Genomic DNA, 24,310 nt, shown 5'->3' on the forward strand with positions numbered 1-24,310 from the left:
ATGCTGCTCATCGACGACCTCGGCACGCCGGTCGACCTCCCGCGGCCGCCGCGGCGGGTGGTCTCGCTGGTGCCCTCGCTCACCGAGGCGCTGGCGGTCACCGTGCCCGAGCGGCTGGTGGGCGCCACCGACTGGTGCACCCACCCCGCCGGCCTCGACGTGACCCGGGTGCGGGGCACCAAGAACCCCGACCGGGCCGCGATCGAGGCGCTGCGCCCCGACCTGGTCGTGGCCAACCGGGAGGAGAACCGCCGGCTCGACGTCGACCGGCTGCGCGCGGCCGGCGTCCCGGTGTGGGTCACCGTCATCGAGTCGGTCGACCAGGCGCTGGCCTCGATGCGCCGGCTGTTCACCGAGGTCCTCGACGCCGGCGAGCCGGACTGGCTGGCGGAGGCCGCCGCGATCTGGGCCGGGCCGGCGCCGGGGAGCGGGCTGCGGGTCGCCGTCCCGGTCTGGCGCGACCCGTGGATGGTCGTCGGCCCGCGCACCTTCACCGGCGACGTCCTGGCCCGGCTCGGCCTGGTCAACGTCTTCGCCGACGCGGCCGACCGCTACCCGAAGGTGGCGCCGGACGAGATCGCCGGCGCGGCGCCGGACGTCGTCGTCCTCCCCGACGAGCCCTACGTGTTCACCGCGGACGACGGCCCGGAGGCGTTCCCCGGCACGCGGTGCGCGCTGGTCTCCGGCCGCGACCTCACCTGGTACGGCCCGTCACTCGGCCCCGCCCGCGCGCGGCTGCTGGCGGCGATCAGCGGCTGACGTTCGCCGTGTCCGCGTCCGGAGGCGGCGCCGCTCGCACGACGTCCCCGCGGGAGCGTCCACGCGGTGCCGGCAGCCGAGGGTCACGGGCCGGCGCTCCCTGGGCTGCAGCTGCTCTGGGGGCGATCGCGGGGCCCGCCGCGAGCGCGCGGTGGAGTACTCGTCAGCTCTCCAGGGCGGCGTCGAGGGTGATGTCGTCCACCCGGCGAGCGCTCGGCTGACCGCACAACCGGCCTTGGCGGCCTGAGCGGCCTGCTCGAACCCCGTGGCGTCGAGGCCCTCGACCTCCCCGCGGACGGTCAGGCTGATCCTCGTGATGGTCGGCGCGCCGTCCTCCTGGCCGAGGGTCACGTCGGCGGAGACCTCCAGCGACTGGGGCGTGCCACCGGCTCTGGCGATCTCGTAGGCCAGCGCCATCGACAAGCACGACGAGTGAGCTGCCGCGACCAGCTCCTCGGGGCTCGTGGTGCCGTCGGCGTCGTCGGCCGTGCGCTTGGGGAAGGAGACGTCGAACGTGCCCACCTCGGAGCTGCTGAGCTCCACCTGGCCGGACCCCTCCTGCAGGGTGCCGTTCCAGGCGGTACGGGCGGTGCGGACGGCCATGGGGCTCCTCCTCGGCTCGGGGCGGCCGCGCCGAACGCGCGACCGCGCAGGCATCTGGACGTTCGGGTGGTCCATCCGCCGCAGTCGGATCCGCCGCTGCGGTCCTCGTCCGGCGCACCGACCCCTGCACCACTCCGTCGACGGGGACGGCCGTGGGGTGATCAGTTCCGTGGTCGCGGCTGCTCCCTCGATGGCTCCGTCGTCCCGACGCGCCGGAGCGCGCCGATGTCGTCACCCGCACTGCGCTCGACCCGGATCGCAGCGGAGGCTGGCGGGGCGTCTGGCTCATCGGAACAGGACGCCGTCCGCGCGGGTGACCTGCCACATGTGGCCGTCGGGATCGGTGAACGCGCCGGCGTAGGCGTCCGGGCTCCGAGCAGCCGCGGGCTCGTCATCCGCAGGGGCGGGGCCCCACGTCTGGTTCGCGGCGGCGTAGACGACGTCGCCGCCGGCATCCTGTGCGCGGCGCATCAGCTCGTCGACCTCGGCATCGGTGGCCAGCCCGATCACGACCAGGCACTCGTGCGCGCTCCGGGTCGACCGTCGCCGACCGATCACCCAGCCGAAGCCGACCGCCGGGATCAGCATCACGCGCAGACCGACGCTGACCTCGAACTGCAGGGGCTCGGGGAGGCCGTCGTTGCCCGGCTCGCCGACTGCCACGAACCCGAGGGCGCTGTAGAAGGCGTGTGACACCGAACGATCCCGGATGGGCAGGCACACGGTCGCGCGGTCGAGTTCCACCATGCCCCCTCGGGACGGATCGGGCTGCCCCAGTACCGACCCGACAGGCGCCCGAGAGTCATCGCTCGAGGCACAGCCGGCGCCGGCGGTCGCCGCTGCTCCGGCGCGCTCGCGCGGGAACGCGCGAGGCGGACGGCGTGACGACGTTCCCGCGGGGACGTCAGGGCGCATCTCGCGCAGGCCCACCGGTTGCCGGTTGCCGGGCTGGCGCCGCACGTCCGCTGGCGGCGCGGGAGACAGGGCGCAAGTCCCTGTCCGAGAGGTGACCCGAGCAGTTCTCCCAGCGCCCAGGGGCCGCCTTCTGTCCCCGAGCGGCCCACTTCGGAGACGCATCGCCGGGGGCGACCTCGTCCGGCGCGCAGTGGCCACCGCTGTCCCCCAGCGCCGATACTGATGGTCGGACCTGCCTGACGAGCAGATCTCGGCAGGTCCTCGTGCCGACGAGGAGTGCGTGGGTGACTGGAGACTGCTGTGGCGGCGGGGTCTCCGCCCGCATCCGCGTGCTGATCGTCGACGACCACCCAGAGGTGCGCAGGACTCTGGCTGAAGCCCTGTCCGACGAGGACGACCTCACCGTCGTCGGCGAGTGCGAGGACGGGTCACAGGTCCTGACGGCCGCTGAGAGACTACGACCCGACATCGTGTTCATGGACGTGTCCATGCCGGTGATGGGTGGCTTCGCGGCTACGGAAGCGTTGCGTGCTGCCCGATCCACCGCCCGGGTCATCATGTTGACCGGCGACGGCTCCGAGGCGCGCCTCGAGGCCGGGGTTGCCGGTGCTCGCGCCCTGGTGCCGAAGGGCACTCGTCTCGGTCCGCTGCTCCGCTGCCTGCGCACGGTCGCCGCCGACGGCACGGGCTGTCCCTACTGCCTGTGATGCCGTCGGGCACCTCCTCGGCCCCCACCGTCGAGGACATCGGCTCTCGGCGACGGAGGCAGCGGTACGCGGCAACCCGAGGTCTCGTACGCGCCGGCGCTTGCCGCTGAAGGCGCCCTCACGGCGGGCACGGCCACCTCCTGTCCCACAGTGGCCCGTCCAGGGTCGTGCCGTGCGCCGCGCCCCGTGTACCCACAGCGGCCGGGACGCGACCGTTCAGGCGACCTCGCCTGGTGCCGCGGTCAGCCCCGGGTGAGTACGGCTGACGGGGGTGATCGGATGTGTCCAGTTCAGCGCTCGGCGCAGAGGCGACGGAGGTCGCGGGTCAGTCGACGGCGGTGGCCTCGATCTCCACCATCATCTCGGGGAAGGCGAGACGGGTCACGCCGACCAGCGTGCTCGTCGGCCGAACTCCGGCCGCCTGGAAGCGCTTGGTCAGGTCGCCCCAGACGCCCAGCATCGCGTCGACGTCGGTCGTGAACACGCTGATGCGGACGACGTTGCCGAGCGTCATCCCGGCTGTGTCGAGCACGGTCTCGATGTTGTCGAGCGACAAAGACACCTGGGCCGGGAGGTCGCCGGCGTGCTGGGTCGTACCGTCGGCCGCCGCGGGGCCCTGCCCGGAGAGCACGAGTACCCGGCTCACGCCTTCCACGAGCTCCCCCTGGCTGAACCCGTAGGCGAGCGACCACGACCACGGGTTCACGGGTGTGCGGGTAGCGGTCATCGCAGCTCCCTCCCTCAGAGGCCGGCCCGATGGCGTCGACCTAGGGGTCAATGGTGGCTCGGACGGGCGGCATCCGAGCCATGCGAGCTGCGTGGACCCCGACACGGTGCCCAAACCGACGCTTCGTGTCTCCTGTGGTGCTACCGGTCAGCGAGCCGGCTGTGCAGCCCCGGGCGCCGACGCCAACCGGCGCGAGTGGGGCAGGAACACAGCCTGGCGATGCGATCGCGCGTGTCCCCGAGGCCTTCGAAGACCCCGCCACCAACTGGCGCCGGGATCGAGCTCGGTCGTTCCTCAGCAGGTTGCCGGCGGTCGGTCCGACGCCCCTGGGCGGTCTGCTACCGGAGGGAGTGTCCCCGTCGCAGCCTCATCCAGCTGACGACGGCGAGGGCCGCGCTCACGACGGCCAGGGTGACCCACACCCAACCCAGGACCGTGTCGCCGCGGCGGAGGTGGACCACCGCCACGCCTGCGCTCAGCAGCACAAAGAGCAGGGAGAAGACGAGACGGGTGCGCCACCGCCGAGACGCCTCGTCCCTCTCCATCCCCCTGACGGTATCGGCGACCACCGGTCCCGGCGTGGACGGCGTCCGGCGCCGGCGTGGCCATCCGCAACGGCGCGCCCGCCCTGGAGCGGACGGCATCCGGGCGCCGATGAGTCCCGCGGCCGGCGGGGGTCTGCCTGACATGGACCTCGAGCCCGTCCGCGCCGTGCTCCAGCGCCAGGTCGACAGCGGCCGGCTGCCCGGCTTCGTCGCCGCGGTGCGCCACCGCGGCGAGACGGAGGTGCTCACCGGTGGGACGACCGAGGTCGGCGGGACGGCGCCGATGCGGGAGGACACCCTGTTCCGGTTGGCCTCGGTGACCAAGCCCTTCGCCGGGGCCCTGACCCTCGCCCTGGTCAAGGACGGCGTCCTCGGCCTCGACGACCCGGTGGGGCGCTGGCTGCCGGAGCTCGCCTCGCCGCGGGTGCTGCGCGACCGCTCCGGGCCCCTGTCGGACACCGTGCCCGCCGAGCGGCCGATCACCGTGCGGCACCTGCTCACCAACACCCCCGGGTTCGGCGGCCTCTGGGACGGCAGCCCGCTGAACCGCGCCATCGAGGAGCGGCAGATCGGGCCCGGGCCCTGGTCGCCGCCCGTGGCGCCGGACGAGTACCTGCGCCGGCTCGCCGAGCTGCCCCTGGCCGCCCAGCCCGGCGAGGTCTGGCTCTACCACCTCGCCAGCGACGTGCTCGGCGTCCTGCTGTCCCGGGCGACCGGGCGTCCGGTGGCCGACCTGCTCGCGGAGCGGGTCACCGGGCCCCTCGGCCTGACCGACACCGCCTTCTGGACGCCGGACCCCGACCGGCTGGCCACCTGCTACCTGCCCACTGACGGCGGCCTCGAGGTGCTCGACGCGCCCGGCGGGTTCGGCCGGCCACCGGCGTTCGAGGGCCTGGCCGCCGGCCTGGTGTCGACGGCGCCGGAGGTCCTGGCCTTCCACGCCGCGCTGGCCGACGGCGGCGCCCCGGTGCTGCCCGCCGCTGCGGTCGCCGCGATGACCGCCGACGCGCTGAGCGAGCCGCAGCGGGCGGCGGCCGCGGACTCCCTCGGCCCCGGCATCTCCTGGGGGCTGCAGGTCGGGGTCTGCGTCGAGGCGGTCCGCCCCTGGCAGACGCCCGGGCGGTGGGGGTGGGACGGCGGCACGGGGACCAGCGCCTGGGTCGACCCGGCGCGGGACCTGGTCGGGGTCCTGCTCACCCAGCGCCTCTACGGCGGCCCCGACGACGAGCCCGTCGAGTTCTGGCAGACCCTCTCCTCCTGCGTCTGACTCAGCTCGCCGGCCGGGTTCTGACCAGGTTCATCGCCACCATGCTCAGCGCGACCACGCCGTCCTGGTTGGCCAGCTCGATCCGCGTGCGCACCAGGCCCCGGTCGGGCTTGGACCGCGACAGCCGGGCCTCCTCGACGGTGACGCGGAGGGTCAGCTCGTCGCCGGGGCGCACCGGCGCGATCCAGCGCAGCTCGTCGACGCCGGGGGAGCCGAGGCTGGAGACGGGGGAGAGGTACTCGTCGGCGAACAGCCGCATCATCAGGGCGCAGGTGTGCCAGCCGCTGGCGATCAGCCCGCCGAACGGGCCGGCCGCGGCGGCAGCCGCGTCGACGTGGAACGGCTGCGGGTCGAAGCGCCGGCCGAAGTCGACGACGTCGGCCTCCTCCACCCGCAGCGGGCCGAACTCCGCGCTCGTCCCGGGCACGTAGTCCTCGAACCAGCGCTCGTCGGTCCGGTGTGGGCTGCTCACCGGCCCGAACGTAGTGCCCGGTGGCCGCCGTCACAGGTTGCTAGCGTGACCGGCGTGCAGCCCCCCACCGGCCCCCTCGCCGGCATCCGCGTCGTCGAGCTGGCCGGGCTGGGGCCCGCGCCCTTCGCCTGCATGCTGCTGGCCGAGCTCGGTGCCGACGTCGTGCGGGTGGACCGGCCCGGTGGCGGCACGCAGCTGGTGTCCCCGGCCAAGGAGGCGCTGCACCGCAGCCGCCCGTCGATCGCCGTCGACCTGAAGAGCCCGGCCGGCCGCGACGTCGTCCTCCGGCTCGTCGAGTCCGCCGACGTGCTGGTCGAGGGGCTGCGGCCCGGCGTCACCGAGCGGCTCGGCGTCGGCCCCGACGACTGCGCCGCGCGCAACCCGCGGCTGGTCTACGCGCGGATGACCGGCTGGGGCCAGGACGGGCCGCTGGCCGCCCGCGCCGGCCACGACATCAACTACCTCGGCCTCACCGGCGCCCTGCACGCCATCGGGCCGGCGGACAAGCCGGTCCCGCCGCTCAACATCGGCGCGGACTTCGGCGGCGGCGCGATGTTCCTGGTCGTCGGCGTCCTCGCCGCGCTGCTGGAGCGCGGGACCAGCGGGCGGGGGCAGGTCGTCGACGCCGCGATGGTGGACGGCGCCAGCGCGCTGGTGACGATGGTCTACGGGATGCTCGGCGCCGGCCTGTGGCAGGACCGGCGCGCGGTCAACCTGCTCGACGGCGGGGCGCCGTTCTACGACACCTACGCCTGCGCCGACGGCCGGCACGTGGCGGTCGGCGCGATCGAGCCGCAGTTCTACGCCCAGTTCCTGCACGGCCTCGGCTTCGACGGCGACCTGCCCGGCGGCCAGTACGACGTCGACCGGTGGCCCGAGCAGCGGGAGCGGATCGCCGAGGTCTTCGCCACCCGGACGCGCGACGAGTGGACGGCGGTCTTCGAGGGCACCGACGCCTGCGTCACCCCGGTCCTCGGGCTCACCGAGGCCCCGGCGCACCCGCACCTGGCCGCCCGCGGCACCTTCACCGACCGCGACGGCTCTCCGCAGCCGGCCCCGGCTCCGCGCTTCTCCCGGACGCCGGGCGCGGTCCGCGGGGCCCCCCGGGCACCGGGGCAGGACACCCGGACGGCGCTGGCGGCGTGGGGCTTCCCCGCGGACGAGGTCGACCGGCTGCTGGGGTCCGGCGCGGTCGTGCAGGCGGACTGACCGAGGACCGGGACTGACCGAGAACCCCGAGCACGAGGAGCCCCCGGTGACGGACGAGGTACTGGTCGAGCGGCGCGACGCCGTGCAGGTGATCACCATCAACCGGCCGGAGGCGCGCAACGCGCTGACCCGGGCCGTCGCGGAGGCGGTGGCCGCAGCCGTCGACGAGCTCGACGCGTCCGACGAGCTGCGGGTCGGCGTGCTCACCGGCGCCGGGGGCACCTTCTCGGCCGGCATGGACCTCAAGGCGTTCCTGCGCGGGGAGACCCCGGCGATCGAGGGCCGCGGGCTGTGCGGCATCACCCGGACCCCGCCGCGCAAGCCGCTGATCGGCGCGGTCGAGGGCTGGGCGCTGGCCGGGGGCTTCGAGCTGCTGCTCGCCTGCGACCTCGTGGTCGCCGCCGAGACCGCGCGCTTCGGCGTCCCGGAGGTGAAGCGCTCGCTCGTGGCCGCCGGGGGCGCCGCGCTGCAGCTGCCGAAGCGGCTGCCGCTGCCCCTGGCGCTGGAGATGCTCCTGACCGGCGACCCGATCGACGCGTCCCGCGCCGCCGCCGTCGGCCTGGTCAACCGGCTGGCCCCGGAGGGCGGCGCGCTCGACGGGGCGCTCGCGCTGGCCGCGACCATCGCGGCGAACGGGCCCCTCGCGGTGGCCGCGACCAAGCAGATCGCCCGGGGCACCGCCGACTGGACCTCGGAGGAGGGCTGGGCGCGGCAGGACGAGCTGGTCGCGCCGGTGTTCACCAGCGAGGACGCCCGGGAGGGCTCGGCCGCCTTCGCGGAGAAGCGCCCGCCGGTCTGGCGGGGGCGCTGAGCGGGTGGTCCTCCGCCTGCCGGGAGCCCGCTCGGAGGACCCGGGCGCGCGGTGGTAGACCGGTCCGGAGCAGTTCCGCGTCCGGAGGTCCGGCGCGCCGGACGAGGGGGACCATGAGCGCGGAGACCACCCCGGACGCCGGGACCGTCCCCGGGCCGGCGGCGGCCCCGGCACCGCTCGGCGCGCTGGGCATCCTGCGCATCGGCGGCTTCCTGGTGCTCTACCTCAACGCCGCGGCGGTGTTCATCGGCGTCATGGCCCAGGCCATCGCCCGCAGCTGGCTGGCGTTCCAGCTCACCGGCTCCAACGCCGCTCTCGGCGGGGTGCTGCTCTCCTTCGGCGTCGCGCTGCTCGTCGCAACGCCGTGGGGCGGGGTGGCCGCCGACCGGCTGCCCAAGCGCCTGGTGCTGCAGGCCTCGGTGCTGCTCCTGGCCACCTCCAGCGCCTGGATCGGCCTGGCCGTCGTCTTCGACGTCATCGCCTACTGGATGCTGCTCGGCGCCGGCGTGCTCCAGGCCGTCGGGTTCGCGCTGTTCAACCCGGCCCGGATGGCGTTCCTGGCCGAGCTGGTGCCGCGCGGCTCGCTCCCGCAGGCGGTCTCGCTGCTGCTGGTCAACACCGAGGTCAGCCGGGTGGTCGGCCCGGCGCTGGCCGGTGTGGTGATCGGCGCGGTGACGTGGGGGACCGCGGCGATCTTCCTGGCCAGCGCGGTCCTCGCCACGATCGGCGTGCTGCTCACCGCGGCGCTGCCGCCGGGCCGCCGTCGCGGGGAGGCGCCGGACCGCTCACCGCTCGGGGAGCTGGCCGACGGGGTGCGCTACGTCCGCCGGCACCCGGAGCTGTCCGCGCTGACCTGGTGCGGCATCGGCGTGACGATGTGCGGGATGCCCTACCTCGCCTTCATGCCGACCATCGCCAGCGACCTGTTCGGGCTGGGCTCGGTCGGCTACGGCGTCCTGTCGGCGACGTCGGCCGTCGGCGGGGTCAGCGCCGGGCTGCTGCTGGGCCGCCGCTCCTCGCGGACGGGGGAGACGCGGGTGTTCGCGCTGTCGGGAGCCCTGTTCGGCCTGGCGATCTGCGGGCTGGCGGTGGCGCCCAGCGCCTGGGTCGCCGTCGTGGTCCTGCTCCTGCTGGGCGGGGCGATGCTGGCCTTCCAGACGACCAACCAGTCCCAGCTGCTGAGCCTCTCGGACATGGAGTACCACGGGCGGGTGCAGGGGCTGATCATGCTCAGCTTCGGCGCCTTCGGCATCGCCGCCCTGCCCCTCGGGCTGCTCGCCGACCTCGTCGGCCTGCGCGTCACGCTGGCCGCGATGGGCGGCGGCGTGCTGCTGTTCGTGCTGCTGTTCGCACTGGTCAGCCGCAGGCGGGTGGCCGCGGCCACCCGCCTGCGCGACCTGGGCTGAGGCCGGCTCAGCTGCGCCAGTCGACCCCGGGGATCGTCGCGCTCCAGGACTCCACGATCCGGCCGCCCTCCACCCGGTGCACCACCAGCCAGGTGACCACCGACGTCTCCCCGGTGTCGAGGTTGACCCCGGTCGTCGTGGCGCGGGTCCACACCCGGTCGTCGGCGGCCACCTGGTCGTCGATCGTGGTCGCCGCGTCGTGCAGCAGCTGCCAGGAGGCGCTGACCTCGCGCGAGAAGTCGGCGCGGCTCAGCGACCGCGTGCCGGCGGAGGAGTGCCGGACGTAGGGCTCGGCGATCAGCTCCTCGATCACGCCGAGGTCTCGCCGGTTCCACAGCCCGTCCCAGTACCGCCGCACGATCGCCGTCGCCGCCTGCGCGTCCACGAGGAGGTCCTTCAGTCCACGACCACCCGGCCGGGCGGGAGCAGGGGCTCGCGCCGGAGCTCGGTGCGGGCCACCGAGCGCAGGTGCACCTCGTCGGGACCGTCGAACAGCCGCATCGCGCGGTGCCAGGCGTACATGGCCGCCAGCGGCGTCACGTCGGTCATCCCCGCGCCGCCGTGCACCTGGATCGCCCGGTCGATGACCCGGGTGGCCGCCCGCGGGACGGCGACCTTGGCCATGGCCACCAGGTCCTTGGCGGCCTTGTTGCCCTCGGTGTCGATCACCTGGCAGGCGCGGTGGCACAGCAGCCGGGCCTGCTCGATCTCCAGCCGCGACTCGGCGACCTGCTGCTGGACGACGCCCTGGTCGGCCAGCGGCCCTCCGAAGGCGACCCGCTGCTGGGCCCGCTGCACCAGCAGCGCCAGGGCGCGCTCGGCCGCGCCGAGGGCCCGCATGCAGTGGTGGATCCGGCCCGGCCCCAGGCGCGCCTGGGCCGCGGCGAACCCGCCGCCCTCCTCGCCGACGACGTTGGACGCCGGCACGCGCACGTCCTCGAAGCGGACCTGGGCGTGCCCGTGCTGGTCGTGGTGCCCCATCACCGGGTAGTCGCGGACGACGGTGACGCCGGGGGTGTCCCGGGGCACGATGACCATCGTCTGCTGCCGGTGCGTCGGCGCCGACGGGTCGGTCTTGCCCATGAGGATGAACAGTGCGCACCGCGGGTCCATCGCGCCGCTGGTCCACCACTTGCGGCCGTTGATGACGTACTCGTCACCGTCGCGCTCGACGCGGGTGCCGATGTTGGTGGCGTCGCTGCTGGCGACGTCGGGCTCGGTCATGGCGAACGCCGAGCGGATCTCCCCGTTCAGCAGCGGCTCGAGCCACTCCTTCTTCTGCTGCTCGGTGCCCAGCAGGTGCAGCAGCTCCATGTTGCCGGTGTCGGGGGCGGCCGAGTTGATCGCCTCGGGCGCGAGGTCCAGGCTCCAGCCCGAGAGCTCCGCGATCGGCGCGTACTCGAGCTGGGTGAGCCCGGACTCCGCGGGCAGGAACAGGTTCCACAGGCCGCGCTCGCGGGCCTTGCGCTTGAGCTCCTCGACCACCGGCGGCACCTCGTGGCCGTCGGGCCCGGCCGCGCGGCGGTGCGCCTGGTACTCGGCCTCGGCGGGCAGCACCTCCTCCCGCATGAAGGCGAGCATGAGGTCGTACAGCTCCCGGGCGCGGGCCGAGGGGGCGGCCAGTTCGTTCGCGGTCATCAGGACCTCCAGTCGGGCCGTGCGGACGCTCCGCCTGCGACCGTAGGGACTCCCCGGCCCGCCCGCGCGGGGGCCCCGCGTCAGCCCCGCGGATCCGCGGCGGCGGCGGCCTCGACGGCCCGCTCGGTGACGCCCAGGCCGGCGAGCAGCCCGGCGCCGCCCTCCGCCTCGAGCAGCGCCAGCAGCAGGTGCTCGGTGTCGACCGCGTCGTCGTCGCGGCGCGAGGCGATCGCGAAGGTGAGCTCCAGAGCCTGCCGGGCCGCGGCGTCGAAGGGGACGAAGTCGGGCACGTCGGCGGCCGGCGGGGGGAACGCGCCGGCCGCGGCGGCCCGCACGGCCTCCGTCGTGCGGCCCTCGGCGAGCAGCGCCCGGGCGGCGACGCCGTCGGGGTCGGCGAGCAGTCCCAGGACCAGGTGGGCGGTGCCGATCTCCGGGCTGCCGGCCGCCCGGGCCTCGTTCTGGGCCGCCACCACCGCGCCGCGGGCCCGGTCGGTGAACCGGCCGAAGCCCTCGTCGGGGTCCAGCGCCGACGAGCGGCCGGGCTCCCGGCCGACGAACCTCTTCTGGGCCGCCTGCCGGGTCACCCCCATGCTCCGCCCGATGTCGGACCACGAGGCGCCCGACCGGCGGGCCTGGTCCACGAAGTGGCCGATCAGGGAGTCGGCGACCTCGCCGATGTGGTCGGCCAGGACCACCGCGCTGGTGAGCTGCCGGAGGACGTCGTCGTCGGCGCGCTGGATGGCCGCGATGAGGTCGTCGAGACGGACGGTGGACCGCAGCTGGACGGGAGGCGTCATGCGTCAACCGTAGGTTGACGCATGACGGGGTGTCAACGCAGGGTTGACGCTCAGGCGGTCGCCTCCGCCGCCCGGGCCACGTCGATGTGCGGGCGGGACTGCCACAGCGCCCACTCGGCGCTCACGTCGCCCGCGGTGCGCAGCAGCCGGGGCAGGTGTGCGGAGAGGAGGTGCTCCGTGGGGGTCTCCGCGGCGTGCACGGTGACGTTCATGGCCGCCCGGACCGCGCCGGACCCGTCGCGCACGGGGACGGCGACCGACCGGATGCCGGGGGCGAGCTCCTCGTCAGCCAGCGCCCAGCCGCGTGCCCGCACCTCGGTGAGCTCCGCGCGCAGCCGGTCGTCGTCCCGGTCGAGAGGGGGCGGCAGGCCCGAGCGGCTCGGCTGGGCCAGCGCGGCGTCGAGCTCGGCGGGGGAGAGGGCCGCGAGCAGCACCTTGCCCTGGGAGGTCTGCCGGGCCGGGAAGCGGGTGCCGATCTCGACCCGGAGGGTGATCAGCTTGGGCACCGACACCCGGGCGACGTAGACGACGTCGGACCCGTCGAGCTGGGTCATCGACGAGGACTCCCCGGTGCTGGCGACCAGACGCGCCAGGTGCGGGCGGGCGATGTCCCACAGCCCGAGTGCGCCGACGTAGGCCATGCCCAGGGTGAGCACGCGCGGCGTCAGCGAGAACGCGTTGCCGGTCGAGCGGACGAAGCCGAGCTCCTCGAGGGTGAGCAGCAGTCGCCGCGCGGTGGGCCGGGCCAGGCCCGCCGCGGTCGCCACCTCGGAGAGGGTCATGCTGGGGTGGTCCGCGTCGAAGCAGGCCAGCACGTCGAGCCCCCGGGCCAGGGCCTCGACGAAGTCCGGCCCGGTACCTCGCCCCGCCATGCGGCGTCCTCCTGTCGTCCTGTGAGCCGGCGCGTCGTCCGGCCGGTGTGCGGCCGGGGAGGCCCGGGTGACCGGACCTCCCCCGTGGCCCCTGCCGGGTCCCGCCGCGAGCGTGCGGGGACAGGGGCCTCCCTCAGCGGCCGAGGACCCGGTCCTCGGACCCCGACCGCTTCGACTCGTCCTTGAAGTCGGTGTACTGGTACGGGTTCTCGAGGATCTCCTGCTCGGCGGCGGGCTTGTCCGGGAACATGCCCGCGTTCCACGCCTCCTCGCCGAGCTCGGCGCGCAGGTGGTCGACGGTCGCCTCGACCTCGCGCCGGACCGCCGCCAGGTCCACGCCGACCAGCTCGTGGGCGTGCTTCACGACCCGGCCGTCGACGATGACCGTGTGCACGTCCGCCCGCTGGGCCTGGAAGGCGACGTGGCCGAGCGGGTTGAGCAGCGGGAAGGACACCGGCGACCGGTCGTTCTTGATCAGCACGACGTCGGCCTTCTTGCCCGCCTCGAGGCTGCCGAGGTCGGCGTCCCGGCCGATGGTGTGCGCGCCGCCGCGGGTGGTCCACTCGACCACCTGCTGGGCCCGCAGCCGCAGGTGGGTGATGGTCTCGCCCTTGAGGTGGGCGTCCATGTGCTCGGCCATGCGGTCGGCGTTGAGCGTGGCCCGCATGGCGGAGAACATGTCGCCGCTCCACCAGACGCTGGTGTCCATCGAGAGCGACACCGGGATGCCGTACTGCATCACCTGGGCCGTGGGGGCGTGGCCCTGCCCGGCGCTGCACTCGGACTCGGTGGCGACCGAGATGGAGCCCCCGGTCGCGGCGATCCGCTGGTAGCTGTCGGCGGTGAGGGTGGCCGCGTGCACGTAGGTCGTCTCGGGCGTCATGAACCCGTGCTCGTGCATCTGCTGGATGCCGGTGTCGTTGGTGGCGGCCCAGACGCCGGCGTGGGTGGTGACCGGGATGCCCATGTCGCGGGCGGCCTCGAAGGCGGCCTTCTCGGGGAACGCCGGGTCGCCGGTGACGTCGAAGGCGATCTGCACGCCCATCATGTCGTCGCCCGCGTCGCGCAGCCGCTCCAGGAACGACCGGACGGCGGGGTCGGTGGTCCACTCCCACGGGCCCTGCTGGATGTTGCCGTAGGCCAGCACGAACCGGCCGGGGACCGAGCGCAGCGCCTCCAGCGCGGCCTCGGCGTGCTCCACCGACTGCAGGCCGTGGGACCAGTCGACGGTCGTGGTGACGCCGGCGTCGAGGGACTCGATGGCGGCCAGCCGGTTGCCGGCGGCGATGTCCTCGGGCCGGAACTTCCTGCCGTGCTCGAGGTAGTACCAGACGAAGTACTGGGTGAGCGTCCAGTCGGCGCCGTACCCGCGCATGGCGGTCTGCCACATGTGCCGGTGGGTGTCGATCATGCCGGGCATGACGATGCCGCCGCTGGCGTCGACCACCTGGGCACCCTCGGGGGCCTCCAGGCCCGGGCCCACCGCGGCGAGGCGGTCGTCGACGACGAGGACGTCGGCGTCGGGGAGCACCGTGCAGGCGTCGTCCATCGTGAGCACCGTGCCGCCGCGCAGGAGCAGGGGCCGGCCGGGCTGGGGGGCGGCCCCGTCGTCGGAACTGGTCATGCGTCTCCTCCTCGAGACTGGCGACCGTCAGCGGACCTGCGTCCGTATACCGGTCAGTACAGCGGACCTGGCCACCTTGGTCGGGGTGTGACGAGACTGTCAAGACGCGCTGGCGCGCAACGCGCGCTCGGCGCGGAAGGAGTGCGTCTTGACACCCGTGGGTAACGCCCCAAGACTTCCCGGCACGGACAACGGACCATCGTCCGTATGCCGGTCGACCAGTGATGAGAGGTGCACTGACGAATGACCGCACAGCGACCCGTCCCGGGCGCGACACCGGGACGGGGACCCCTCGCGGGTCTGCTGGTCGCCGACTTCTCCCGCGTCCTCGCCGGGCCGTACGCGACCATGCTGCTCGCCGACCTGGGCGCCGAGGTCGTCAAGGTCGAGAGCCCCGCCGGTGACGACACCCGCAGCTGGGCCCCGCCGGTCCGCGACGGCGTCTCGACCTACTACCTCGGCGTCAACCGCAACAAGCGGTCCATCGCACTGGACCTCAAGGACCCCGACGACGCGGCCGCGGCCCGGGAGCTGGCCCGCCGCGCGGACGTCCTCGTCGAGAACTTCAAGCCCGGCGGCCTGGCCCGCTTCGGCCTGGACTACGAGACCGTCGCCGAGGACAACCCCGGGGTCGTCTACGCCTCGATCAGCGGTTTCGGCAGCGGCCCGGAGGGCCGGAAGCTGCCCGGCTACGACCTCATCGTGCAGGCCATCTCCGGCCTGATGAGCCTCACCGGCGACCCGGACGGCGAGCCCTACCGCGCCGGGATCTCCGTCTTCGACGTGATGGCCGGGCTGCACGCGACGATCGGCGTGCTCAGTGCGCTCAACGCCCGGCACGAGAGCGGCCGGGGTCAGCACGTCGAGGTCAACCTGATGTCCTCGGCGCTGTCCGGGCTGGTCAACCACTCCAGCGCCTACGTCGCCGGCGGCGTCGTCCCGTTCCGGATGGGCAACAGCCACCCCAGCCTGTTCCCGTACGAGCCGCTGCCCTGCGCCGACGGCGACCTGATCATCACCGCCGGCAACAGCGGGCAGTTCCGCAAGCTGGTCGAGGTCCTGGGCGTGCCCGAGCTCGCCGACGACCCGCGGTTCCTGCGCAACGAGGACCGCACCGCCAACCGCGACCAGTTGCGGCCGCTGCTGGTGGAGCGGCTGCGCACCCGCAGCAAGCACGAGTGGTTCCGCGACATCATCGCCGCCGGCGTGCCGTGCGGGCCGATCAACACCGTCGACCAGGGCGTCGCCTTCGCCGAGGAGGTGGGCCTGGACCCCGTGGTCACCGTGGGGGAGGGGGACGCCGCGGTGCCGTCGGTGCGCAACCCGATCAGGTTCTCTTCCACCCCGGCCGACTACCGCTTGCCCCCACCCCGGCTCGACGAGCACGGTGCGGAGATCCGCGAGTGGCTGGCCGCGCCGGCCGCCCGCACCGCCGACGGGGAGGAGGGGCAGGCGTGAGCGACGACGGCCGTCCCGTCTACCCGACGGCGCTGGGCGCCTCCAGCCTGGAGAGCATCACCCTGCTGGGGTCGGACCTGGCCCGCGACGTGATGGGCCAGGTCGGCTTCGGCGAGCTGGCCTTCTGGCTGGCCACCCAGCGCCGCCCGTCGACGGGGGAGACCCGCGTCTTCGAGGCGGTCCTGGCGGCGCTGGCCGACCACGGCTTCACCCCGACGGCGATCGTCACCCGGCTGACCTACCTGTCCGCGCCGGACTCGGTGCAGGGCGCGCTGGCCGCGGGCCTGCTCGGCGGCGGCTCCCGGTTCCTCGGCGTGACCGAGGACTGCGGCCGCTTCCTGCACGACGTCCTCACCTCGGTGGAGGGCGAGCTGCCCACCGACGACGCCGGCTGGGACGCCCTGGCGCTGGAGACGGTCACCGCCCAGCGCGCGGCCCGGCGCTTCGTCCCGGGGCTGGGCCACCACGTGCACAAGAACGGCGATCCGCGGACCCCGCGGCTGTTCGCGATCGCCGAGGAGGAGGGCCTCTACGGCCCGCACCTGTCCCTGTTCGCCGCGATCGGGCGGGTGCACCCGCAGGTCCTCGGCCGGCAGCTGCCGCTCAACGGCGCCGGCGTGTGCGGGGCCGCGCTGGCCGACCTCGGGCTGCCCCTGGAGCTGCTGCGCGGGTTCGCGTTGCTGGCCCGCACCGCGGGGCTGATCGGCCAGCTGGCCGAGGAGCTGCGGCACCCGGTGGGCAACGAGGTCTTCCTGTCGGTGGACCTCAACAACCGGTCCGTCGCCCCCGACCCCTACGTCCCGGACCCTCTGCCGGGCACCCACTCGGACACCGACACCAACGGAGGTCGTCGTGGCTGAAGTAGCCGCGGTCATCGCATCCACGCACCACCCGTTCTTCTACCGCGCCAAGACCTCGACCGGCGCCGACCGGCCGCCGTTCGCGGACCAGTGGGTCGCCAAGCAGGCGGCCTTCGCCGAGACGCTCAACCGGGCCGAGCCCGACGTCCTGGTGATGGTGGGCAGCGACCACTTCCACCAGCTGTGGCTGGACAACATGCCGCAGTTCCTCGTCGGCAAGGCGCCCTGGTTCGACGCCAACTGGTACAACGAGGAGCGCGAGTTCGGCCTGCCCCGGCTGAAGCTGCGCGGCGAGGAGGACCTCGCGGCGCACATCCTGCGCGACGGGCTCGACCGCGACTTCGACCTGGCGTTCAGCAACGAGCTGCGGATCGACCACAGCATCACGTGCCCGATCATCGCGCTGCGCCCGGAGGCCGATCTGCCGATCGTGCCGATCTACACCAACATCTTCGCGCCGCCGCTGCCGCAGCCCAGGCGGTTCGTGCAGCTGGGCCGGGCGATCCGCGAGATGGTGGAGTCCTGGGAGAGCGACAAGCGGGTCGCGATCATCGGCACCGGCCACCTGTCCCTGGAGCTCGGCGGCCCGCGCCAGTTCGGCGAGCACGGCCCCGACCCCGAGTTCGACCGCAAGGCCATCGAGTGGATCGCCAGCGGCGACATCGAGGGCTGCCTGGCCGAGGTGACCCTGGAGAGCCTGCACCACCCGGGGAACGCCACCCACGGGTTCATGGACTTCATGCTGATGATGGGCGTCGCCGGCGAGGGGCAGAAGGCCGCGCACGTGGACAGCCTCGACCTGTTCCACACGATGGAGGCCTACTTCACCTGGTACCCCAACGGGACGCCGGCCTGAGCCCGCGGACGACCGGAACGGAGATCCCCGCATGAGCAAGTACCTGCTCGACAAGTTCCTCTACACCGTCGACCGCGACCCCGAGCTGGTCGAGCGCTACCGGGAGGACCCGGCCGGCACGGTCGAGTGGTGGGAGGCCGAGATGGCCAACAAGCTGCTCAACTGCATCGACGCGGAGAAGTCCACCTGGCTGGCGTTCACCGAGGAGGAGCGGACGGCGCTGCGCGAGCACGACCACGTGACGCTCTTCCAGATGGGCGCCCACCCGTTCCTCACCCTCACGCTGTTCATCGCGATGTTCGAGCGCGACCACGGCCCGCTGGAGTACCAGAAGGCCTACGGCAAGGCGATGGAGCACATCTCGATGCCCTACCCGGACATCGCCACCTGAGCACAGGACCCCTGCACCCTGCAGGGGGCCGACCCGCCCCCGTCCCGGTCCCCGGGGCGGGGGCGGTCCCGCCTGTCGAGGAGGGAGTCCCATGCGCGCCGCCGTCCTGCACACCCCCGGTGCGCCGCCGACGTTCGGTGCGCACCCCGACCCGCAGGCGGGGGAGGGCCGCACGCTGGTCCGGGTGACCGCGGCGCCGGTGGTCCCGCTCGACCAGCTGTGCGCCTCGGGCACCTCCTACTTCGGCACGCCGGTGACGCCCTACGTCCCCGGCGTGCAGGGCGTGGGGGAGGTGGTCGAGTCCGGGACGCACGCGCCCGGGACCCGGGTGTGGTTCGCGACGTCGGCCGGCATGGCGCCCGGCGACGGCAGCCTGGCCGAGCGGTGCGCGGTGCCCGACGCCGACGTCGTCCCCGTGACCGCGGCGGTGCCCGACGCCCTCGTGGCCGCCCTCGGGCTGTCCGCGGTCGCCGCGTGGATGGCGCTGACCTGGCGCGGACGCGTGCAGCCGGGCGAGCGGGTCCTGGTGCTGGGCGCCGGCGGCGCGGTCGGCCAGGTGGCCGTCGGAGCGGCGCGGCTGCTCGGCGCGGGCCGGGTGGTCGGCGTCTGCCGGTCGGCCGAGGCCGAGCAGCGCGCGCGGCGGGCCGGCGCCGACGCGGTGGTCCGGCTGTCGGGCGACGTGGACGCGCTGACCGCGCGGCTGGCGCAGGCCTGCGGCGGGGACGTCGACGTCGTCGTCGACCCGGTCTTCGGCGCCGCGGCGACGGCGGCCTCGCGGGTGCTGGCGCCGTTCGGGCGGCTGGTCAACCTCGGCGGGGCCTCCGGTGACAGCGCCGCCTTCGCCTCCTCGGTGCTGCGCAGCCGCAGCGCCGAGGTGCTGGGCTACACCAACAACGCGCTCACGGGGCAGCAACGGGCGCAGGCGCTGACCGCCGTCCTCGGTCACGCCGAGCGCGGCGCCCTCGGCCTCGACCACGTCGTCCTCCCGCTCGAGGAGGTCGAACGTGGCTGGGCGCTGACCGCCGAGGGGGCCGGGCGCCGGGTCGTGCTCGTCCCGGAGGCCCCCGCCGGCTGAGGCCGCACCGACGCCGCGGGACGACGGCACCCGCGCCGTCCGCCCGGCGGATGTGTCCCTTGACACGTGCCTCCGGCGCCGGGCATGGTCGGATTGTCCGCGACGCGGACAGTTGTCCACTCCCGCTCACCCGGGGTTCCGCGCCTGGGAAGGACCTCCCGCCTCATGACCACGACCGCGCCGACCGCCGCACCCACGTACGACGGGGACATCTACACCGACGAGGCGCTGCTCGAGCCGTACGAGGACTACCGCGCCCTGCGCGAGCTGGGCCCGGCGGTCTGGCTGTCGCAGCACGGCGCCTACGCCGTCGCCCGGTACGACGAGGCGCGCGCGGTGCTGATGGACTCCGACACCTTCCGCTCGGCCAACGGCATCGCGCTCAACGAGCCGGCCAACCAGGCGATCCTCGGCTGCACGCTGGCCAGCGACGGTGACCTGCACGCCCACCTGCGCCAGGTGGTGGCCAACCGGCTCACCCCGCGCGCGCTGCGGCCGATGAAGGACGTCGTCTCGGACAAGGCCGAGGAGCTCGTCGCCGGACTGGTCGAGAAGGGCTCCTTCGACGCGGTCGCCGACCTGGCGCGGGCGCTGCCGCTGTCGATCGTGCCGGACTTCATCGGCTGGCCCCAGGAGGGCCGCGAGCACCTGCTGGGCTGGGCCGGCGCCAACTTCGACTCGTTCGGGCCGCTCAACGACCGGGCCCAGCGCGCGCTGCCCCAGTGCGGCGAGATGGCCGCGTTCGGCGCCGAGATCGTCCGCACCCGCAACGTCTCGCCGGGCAGCCTCGGGGCCGGCGTCCTGGAGTCGGTGGACAAGGGCGAGATCTCCACCGAGCAGGCGATGATGCTCATGCTCGACTACCTCGCCCCGTCGCTGGACACGACCATCAGCGCCGTCGGCAGCGCCATCTGGCTGTTCGCGCAGAACCCCGGTCAGTGGGACCTCGTGCGCGAGGACCCCAAGCTCATCCCGAACGCGGTCAACGAGGTGGTCCGCATCGAGTCGCCGATCCGCGCCTTCGGCCGGATCACCAGCCGGGACACCCGGATCGGCGACGTCGACGTCCCCGAGGGCTCCCGCGTCCTGGTCATCTACGCCTCGGCCAACCGCGACGAGCGCAAGTTCGACCGGCCGGACGAGTTCGACGTCACCCGCGCCAACGCCGTCCACCAGCTCGGGTTCGGCATGGGCGAGCACGGCTGCGCCGGTGCGGGCCTGGCCCGGATGGAGACCGAGTCGCTGCTGCGGGCACTGGCCCCGCGCGTCGCCCGCTTCCACCTGCAGGGCACCGAGCGCGCGCTGAACAACCTCATCCGCGCCTTCGGGCGGGTCGACGTCACCGTCGACCGCACCTGAGCGACTCCCGGTGCCCCCGGGACCCAGCGCGGGTCCCGGGGGCACCGGGGTCAGCGGGCTGCCCGCAGCTCCTCGCCGATCCGCCGGCCCACGGTCTCCAGCAGGGCGGCGGCGTCGGTCATGCAGCGCGCCGGGTCCGGCTCGAGGTCGGTGAGCGCGTGGACGGCGGCCAGGCCGGCCGCGCGCGCCTCCTCGGGGGTGATGAGACTGCGCCCGGCCACCGCCACCACCGGCGTCCCGGCCGCGCGGGCGAGCGCGGCCAGCCCGATCGGTCCCTTGCCGCGCAGGCTCTGCGCGTCCAGCGACCCCTCGCCGACGACCACCAGAGCGGCGCCGTGGACGACGTCGGCGAACCCGGTCAGCTCCAGTAGCAGCCCGACGCCGGGGGTCAGCCGTGCCCCGAGCACGCTCGACAGCCCGAACGCGATGCCGCCGGCCGCACCCGCGCCGGGGTCGTCCCGCCGGTCGGCGCCGGTGGCCGCGGCGACGACGTCGGCCCAGCGGCCCAGGGCGGCGTCCAGCCTGGCCACCGCCGCGGGTGTCGCGCCCTTCTGGGGGCCGTAGACCGCGGCGGCGCCCGAGGGGCCGGTGAGCGGGTTGTCCACGTCGCAGGCGACGACGAGCTCCGCGCCGGCCAGCCGCGGGTCCAGGCCGGCGAGGTCCAGCCGCGCCGCCTGCGCCAGGCCGGCGCCCCCGGGCGGGACGTCGTCCCCCTCGGCGGTGAGCACCCGCGCCCCGAGGCCGGCCAGGGCGCCCGCGCCGCCGTCGGTGGTGGCGCTGCCCCCGACGCCGAGGACGACCCGCCGCGCGCCGGCGTCGAGCGCGTCGGCGACCAGCCGGCCGACGCCGAGGGTCGAGGCGGACACCGCCGTCTCCTCCGTCGGGCCGCCCGGCAGCAGCGCCAGGCCGGCGGCGGCGGACATCTCGAGCACGGCGGTGTCCCCGCGCAGCGCGTACCGGGCGGTCACCGGGTCGCCGAGCGGCCCGGGGACGACGCAGGTGCGGGCGGAGAAGCCGGCGGAGAGGACCATCTCCACGGTGCCCTCCCCGCCGTCGGCGATCGGCTGCTCGACGACCTCCGCGTCCGGCAGGGTCGCGCGCAGCCCCCGGGTGAGTGCCGCGGCGACCTCGGGGGCGGTCAGCGAGCCCTTGAACTTGTCCGGCGCCAGCACGATCCGGGCCACGCGGGTCACCCGGCGAGGTAGGGGATCGTCTGCGGCCCCTCGGGGAGGTAGCAGACCCGGGCGCGGGGGCCGTGCCGCTCCACGGCCTCGGTGACCGCCGCGGACAGGTCGTCCACCGGTACCAGGTGGGCGGCTCGCACCTCCTCCGGCGGGAGGCCCGAGCAGAACAGCTGCACCTCCGCCCTGGCGAGGATCCGGGCCAGCACCTGCACCTGCCACTGGTCGGGCACGCTGAACCCCGGGGAGCCGATCAGCTCCAGCAGGCCGGCCGGGTCCGGGGCCGACCCCAGGACCTCGGCGAAGGAGCCGTGGGCGGGCAGCCCGTCGGCGCACTCGGCCGCGACCACGACCGTCCCGCCGGGGCGGACCACCCGCTCGGCGGCGGCCATGCCCTTCACCGCCTGGTAGAGGTTCTGGTCGAGCGGGAAGCCGGAGTTGGTCGTCACGACGACGTCCATCGGCTCGGGCACCGCGCGCATCGCGGCGGCGCGGGCCAGCTCGCAGGCGCGGGCGTGCATCGTGGTCAGCTCGCCGCAGACCACGTGGGTGATCCGCTTCGCGCGGTCGAGCAGCACGTCCAGGGCCAGGTCCGGCGGCGCGGCGGCCGCGCAGGCCCGGATGTCACGGTGCACCGGGTTGTCCTCGACCACGCCCCAGGTCGCCAGCGGGCTGCCGATCCGGGCGGCGTCGTGCAGCACCATCACCGTGTCCAGCCCGGCCAGGCCCGGCGCGACCATCTTGGGGCCACCGCTGAAGCCCGCGAAGAAGTGCGGCTCGACGAAGCCGGTGGTGATCCGCAGGTCGGCCTCGAGCCACCGCGAGTTCAGCCAGAGCGGCACGCCGTCCCCGACCGTGCCGACGAAGGTGAGGGAGGCCCGGTCCCGCGCGTCGTGGTTGACGACCTCGCAGCGGGCGACGACCTCCTCGCCCAGCATCTCCCGGAGCTCCTCGGGGGTGTTGCCGCGGTGGGTCCCGGTGGCGACGAGGACGGTGACCTCGCAGCCGCGGGCCGCCCCGTCGATCTCCTCCAGCAGGGCGCGCAGCACGGGCTCGCGCGGCTGGGCACGGGTGCCGTCGCAGACCGACACCGCGATGGACATCCCGTCGCGGACCAGGGCGGCCAGCGGGGGAGCGCCGAGGGGAGCGCGCAGCGCGGCCCGCAGCGCCCCGGCGGGGTCGGTCAACGCGGGGTCGTCGTGGGGCGTGACGACCAGGGCGCCGGGCGCGAGGGGGACCTCGACCGTGCCGCGGCCGTAGGCCAGGGACACCGTGTCGGCCGGGGAGGTCAGGGTCATCGAGAGGCCGTCCGTCCAGGAGTCCGTATGCCGACGGCGGGCCGAGCCGCGGCCGCCGGGAGGAGTGTCACGGCCCCAGTCTGCCCGCCCGGTCCCGCCTTCCACCCGGAGGATGTGTCCCTTGACACAGGCCGAGGTTCCGGCAAACACTTGTCCACGGATGGTTGTCCGGCAGACGGACAGATGTACGTCGCGCCGAGCGGGGCGCCACCTGACGCGCCGCTCCCTCTCGACCCGCCCGAGCCCGACTCGGCAGAACAGGAGCCACCATGACGACGACCGCATCCGACACGGCGACCGGCCGCTCCGCCGGCCGGTCGCCCGCCGACCTCGTGGCGGCGGCGCGCGCGATGCAGTCGCTGGTCCGGGAGAACGCCCCCGCCAACGAGGCCGCGGGCAAGCTCGTCGACGCCGTCGACGACGCGCTGCACGAGGCAGGCCTCTACGGGATGTGGACCCCGCGCGAGCTCGGGGGCGCCGAGTGCGACCCGATCTCCTCCCTGGAGATCGTCCAGGCACTGGCCTCGGCCGACCCCTCCACCGCGTGGGTGCAGATGGCCGCCTCCCTGGCCATCGGCACGGGTGGCGCCTACCTCTCCGAGGAGGCCGTCAAGGAGATGTTCTCCGGTGAGCGTCTCCCCGTCGTGGCCGGTCAGGGCACCCGTCCCGGGAAAGCCGTGACCGACGGCGACGGCTTCCGGCTCTCCGGTGACTGGAGCTTCGCCTCCGGCATCAAGCACTCCCAGTGGATCCACACGCTGGGCATCATCGAGGAGACCGGCCAGCCGCGGATCTTCGTCCTGCCCGTCGAGAAGGCCGAGCTGATCGAGACCTGGGACGTCATGGGTCTCAAGGCGACCGGCAGCATCGACTACAAGATCCGCGACGTGTTCGTGCCGGAGACCTTCACCCACCTCGGCCCGGTCGAGACGCCGGAGCGCGGTGGCTGGATCTTCAAGCTCGGCATCATGCACTTCGCGCTCATCGGGCACTCCGGTTGGGCGCTGGGCCTCGCGCGGCGCATGCTCGACGACCTCGCCGACTCGGTGCGCGCCAAGGCCGGTCGCGCCGGGTCGATGGCCGAGAACCCCCGCTTCCACGCGATCTACGGCGAGCTCGAGGCCAAGTACCACGCCGCCCGGGCCTTCGTGTACGAGGTGTGGCGGGACGCCACCGAGACCCTGGAGAACGGCGGCGAGCTCGACGTCGACCAGCGCACCAAGCTGCGGCTGGCGCTGTACAACGCCACGTGGACGGCCGAGGCCATCAGCGTCGAGGTCTACAAGGCCGCCGGCACCGCCGCCCTGCGCACCGGGCCGATGCAGCAGTACTTCCGCGACATGCACGCCGGCACCCAGCACGTCACGTCCGCGCCGCACGTCCTCGAGGGCTGCGGGAAGTACCTGGCCGGCCTGGCGCCGGACCACACCTGGCTGTACATGAACCTCGTGCCCCAGGGCTGAACCACACCGGCGACGGC

General features: G+C 74.5%; 25 protein-coding genes. 13 read left to right on the forward strand and 12 right to left on the reverse strand.

All coding sequences use genetic code 11. The features are described 5' to 3' along the window. A complete protein-coding gene (locus ACI79I_RS15460; protein ID WP_456993200.1) occupies positions 1-759 on the forward strand; it encodes a helical backbone metal receptor in 759 nt (252 codons plus the stop codon). Here ACI79I_RS15460 and ACI79I_RS15465 read toward each other — a convergent pair. Together ACI79I_RS15465 and ACI79I_RS15470 are read right to left on the reverse strand one after the other, a co-directional pair. Beyond that, a complete protein-coding gene (locus ACI79I_RS15465; protein WP_456993201.1) occupies positions 712-1,362 on the reverse strand; it encodes an OsmC family peroxiredoxin in 651 nt (216 codons plus the stop codon). The two genes, ACI79I_RS15460 and ACI79I_RS15465, sit on opposite strands and share 48 nt — an antisense overlap. A 285-nt stretch (positions 1,363-1,647) precedes the next feature. Beyond that, positions 1,648-2,109 (reverse strand): VOC family protein, encoded by a 462-nt coding sequence (locus tag ACI79I_RS15470; protein ID WP_456993202.1) that lies wholly within the window; start codon positions 2,107-2,109, stop codon positions 1,648-1,650. Positions 2,110-2,606: 497 nt separating this feature from the next. Here ACI79I_RS15470 and ACI79I_RS15475 point away from each other — a divergent pair, with 497 nt between their 5' ends. Then, a complete protein-coding gene (locus tag ACI79I_RS15475) occupies positions 2,607-2,984 on the forward strand; it encodes a response regulator (protein WP_456993203.1) in 378 nt (125 codons plus the stop codon). 325 nt (positions 2,985-3,309) lie between these two features. Here the strand turns inward: ACI79I_RS15475 and ACI79I_RS15480 are convergent, their stop codons facing one another. Together ACI79I_RS15480 and ACI79I_RS15485 are read right to left on the reverse strand one after the other, a co-directional pair. Beyond that, a complete protein-coding gene (locus tag ACI79I_RS15480) occupies positions 3,310-3,711 on the reverse strand; it encodes a RidA family protein (RefSeq protein ID WP_456993204.1) in 402 nt (133 codons plus the stop codon). Positions 3,712-4,049: 338 nt separating this feature from the next. After that, positions 4,050-4,256 carry a hypothetical protein gene (locus ACI79I_RS15485; RefSeq protein WP_456993205.1) on the reverse strand — a complete coding sequence of 69 codons (207 nt, stop codon included), beginning with the start codon at positions 4,254-4,256 and terminating at the stop codon, positions 4,050-4,052. A gap of 142 nt (positions 4,257-4,398) precedes the next feature. Here ACI79I_RS15485 and ACI79I_RS15490 point away from each other — a divergent pair, with 142 nt between their 5' ends. Continuing rightward, entirely contained in the window at positions 4,399-5,523 is a 1,125-nt protein-coding gene (locus ACI79I_RS15490) for a serine hydrolase domain-containing protein (RefSeq protein WP_456993206.1), read from the forward strand. 1 nt (position 5,524) lies between these two features. Here the strand turns inward: ACI79I_RS15490 and ACI79I_RS15495 are convergent, their stop codons facing one another. Beyond that, complete coding sequence (locus ACI79I_RS15495) at positions 5,525-5,995, reverse strand: MaoC family dehydratase (RefSeq protein WP_456993207.1); 471 nt, start codon at positions 5,993-5,995, stop codon at positions 5,525-5,527. Between the two features lie 54 nt (positions 5,996-6,049). On the opposite strand from ACI79I_RS15495, the gene ACI79I_RS15500 reads away from it, so the two are divergent. The 3 genes from ACI79I_RS15500 to ACI79I_RS15510 all read left to right on the forward strand — a co-directional run bounded on the left by ACI79I_RS15500 (position 6,050) and on the right by ACI79I_RS15510 (position 9,421). Then, on the forward strand, positions 6,050-7,204 hold the full coding sequence (locus tag ACI79I_RS15500) for a CaiB/BaiF CoA transferase family protein (RefSeq protein ID WP_456993208.1): 1,155 nt from the start codon (positions 6,050-6,052) through the stop codon (positions 7,202-7,204). Positions 7,205-7,250: 46 nt separating this feature from the next. Then, entirely contained in the window at positions 7,251-8,015 is a 765-nt protein-coding gene (locus ACI79I_RS15505) for a crotonase/enoyl-CoA hydratase family protein (RefSeq protein ID WP_456993209.1), read from the forward strand. A gap of 113 nt (positions 8,016-8,128) precedes the next feature. Further along, complete coding sequence (locus tag ACI79I_RS15510; RefSeq protein ID WP_456993210.1) at positions 8,129-9,421, forward strand: MFS transporter; 1,293 nt, start codon at positions 8,129-8,131, stop codon at positions 9,419-9,421. A gap of 7 nt (positions 9,422-9,428) precedes the next feature. On the opposite strand, the gene ACI79I_RS15515 is transcribed toward ACI79I_RS15510, so the two are convergent. The 5 genes from ACI79I_RS15515 to ACI79I_RS15535 form a co-directional block, all read right to left on the reverse strand. Then, entirely contained in the window at positions 9,429-9,806 is a 378-nt protein-coding gene (locus tag ACI79I_RS15515; RefSeq protein WP_456993211.1) for an ester cyclase, read from the reverse strand. Positions 9,807-9,817: 11 nt separating this feature from the next. Continuing rightward, entirely contained in the window at positions 9,818-11,059 is a 1,242-nt protein-coding gene (locus ACI79I_RS15520) for an acyl-CoA dehydrogenase family protein (RefSeq protein WP_456993212.1), read from the reverse strand. Positions 11,060-11,139: 80 nt separating this feature from the next. Next, entirely contained in the window at positions 11,140-11,856 is a 717-nt protein-coding gene (locus tag ACI79I_RS15525; protein ID WP_456993213.1) for a Clp protease N-terminal domain-containing protein, read from the reverse strand. A gap of 50 nt (positions 11,857-11,906) precedes the next feature. Beyond that, positions 11,907-12,728, reverse strand: coding sequence for an IclR family transcriptional regulator domain-containing protein (locus tag ACI79I_RS15530; protein WP_456993214.1), 822 nt, complete (start codon positions 12,726-12,728; stop codon positions 11,907-11,909). A gap of 133 nt (positions 12,729-12,861) precedes the next feature. Further along, complete coding sequence (locus tag ACI79I_RS15535; protein ID WP_456993215.1) at positions 12,862-14,352, reverse strand: amidohydrolase family protein; 1,491 nt, start codon at positions 14,350-14,352, stop codon at positions 12,862-12,864. Between the two features lie 243 nt (positions 14,353-14,595). On the opposite strand from ACI79I_RS15535, the gene ACI79I_RS15540 reads away from it, so the two are divergent. The 6 genes from ACI79I_RS15540 to ACI79I_RS15565 all read left to right on the forward strand — a co-directional run bounded on the left by ACI79I_RS15540 (position 14,596) and on the right by ACI79I_RS15565 (position 20,351). Beyond that, entirely contained in the window at positions 14,596-15,810 is a 1,215-nt protein-coding gene (locus tag ACI79I_RS15540) for a CaiB/BaiF CoA transferase family protein (protein WP_456993216.1), read from the forward strand. Continuing rightward, positions 15,807-16,670 carry a citryl-CoA lyase gene (locus ACI79I_RS15545; RefSeq protein WP_456993217.1) on the forward strand — a complete coding sequence of 288 codons (864 nt, stop codon included), beginning with the start codon at positions 15,807-15,809 and terminating at the stop codon, positions 16,668-16,670. Before ACI79I_RS15540 ends, ACI79I_RS15545 begins: the two co-directional genes overlap by 4 nt. Then, positions 16,663-17,526 (forward strand): DODA-type extradiol aromatic ring-opening family dioxygenase, encoded by an 864-nt coding sequence (locus ACI79I_RS15550; protein WP_456993219.1) that lies wholly within the window; start codon positions 16,663-16,665, stop codon positions 17,524-17,526. The genes ACI79I_RS15545 and ACI79I_RS15550 overlap by 8 nt, the downstream gene beginning before the upstream one ends. Before the next feature lie 31 nt (positions 17,527-17,557). Continuing rightward, positions 17,558-17,917, forward strand: a complete 360-nt coding sequence (locus ACI79I_RS15555) for a hypothetical protein (protein WP_456993220.1) — start codon at positions 17,558-17,560, stop codon at positions 17,915-17,917. Positions 17,918-18,008: 91 nt separating this feature from the next. After that, positions 18,009-18,992, forward strand: coding sequence for a quinone oxidoreductase family protein (locus ACI79I_RS15560; RefSeq protein ID WP_456993221.1), 984 nt, complete (start codon positions 18,009-18,011; stop codon positions 18,990-18,992). A 165-nt stretch (positions 18,993-19,157) separates the two neighbouring features. Further along, positions 19,158-20,351: a cytochrome P450 gene (locus tag ACI79I_RS15565; RefSeq protein WP_456993222.1), complete on the forward strand. Its 1,194-nt coding sequence runs from the start codon at positions 19,158-19,160 to the stop codon at positions 20,349-20,351. Between the two features lie 50 nt (positions 20,352-20,401). On the opposite strand, the gene ACI79I_RS15570 is transcribed toward ACI79I_RS15565, so the two are convergent. Continuing rightward, the gene (locus tag ACI79I_RS15570; protein WP_456993223.1) at positions 20,402-21,535 is read right to left on the reverse strand and encodes a glycerate kinase; all 1,134 of its coding nucleotides are present in this window, start codon (positions 21,533-21,535) and stop codon (positions 20,402-20,404) included. A gap of 5 nt (positions 21,536-21,540) precedes the next feature. Beyond that, positions 21,541-22,830: a nickel-dependent lactate racemase gene (gene larA / locus ACI79I_RS15575; protein WP_456993224.1), complete on the reverse strand. Its 1,290-nt coding sequence runs from the start codon at positions 22,828-22,830 to the stop codon at positions 21,541-21,543. A gap of 269 nt (positions 22,831-23,099) precedes the next feature. On the opposite strand from larA, the gene ACI79I_RS15580 reads away from it, so the two are divergent. Next, entirely contained in the window at positions 23,100-24,293 is a 1,194-nt protein-coding gene (locus tag ACI79I_RS15580; protein ID WP_456993225.1) for an acyl-CoA dehydrogenase family protein, read from the forward strand. Positions 24,294-24,310: the final 17 nt, after the last annotated feature.

The organism is Geodermatophilus sp. SYSU D01105 (assembly GCF_054050095.1).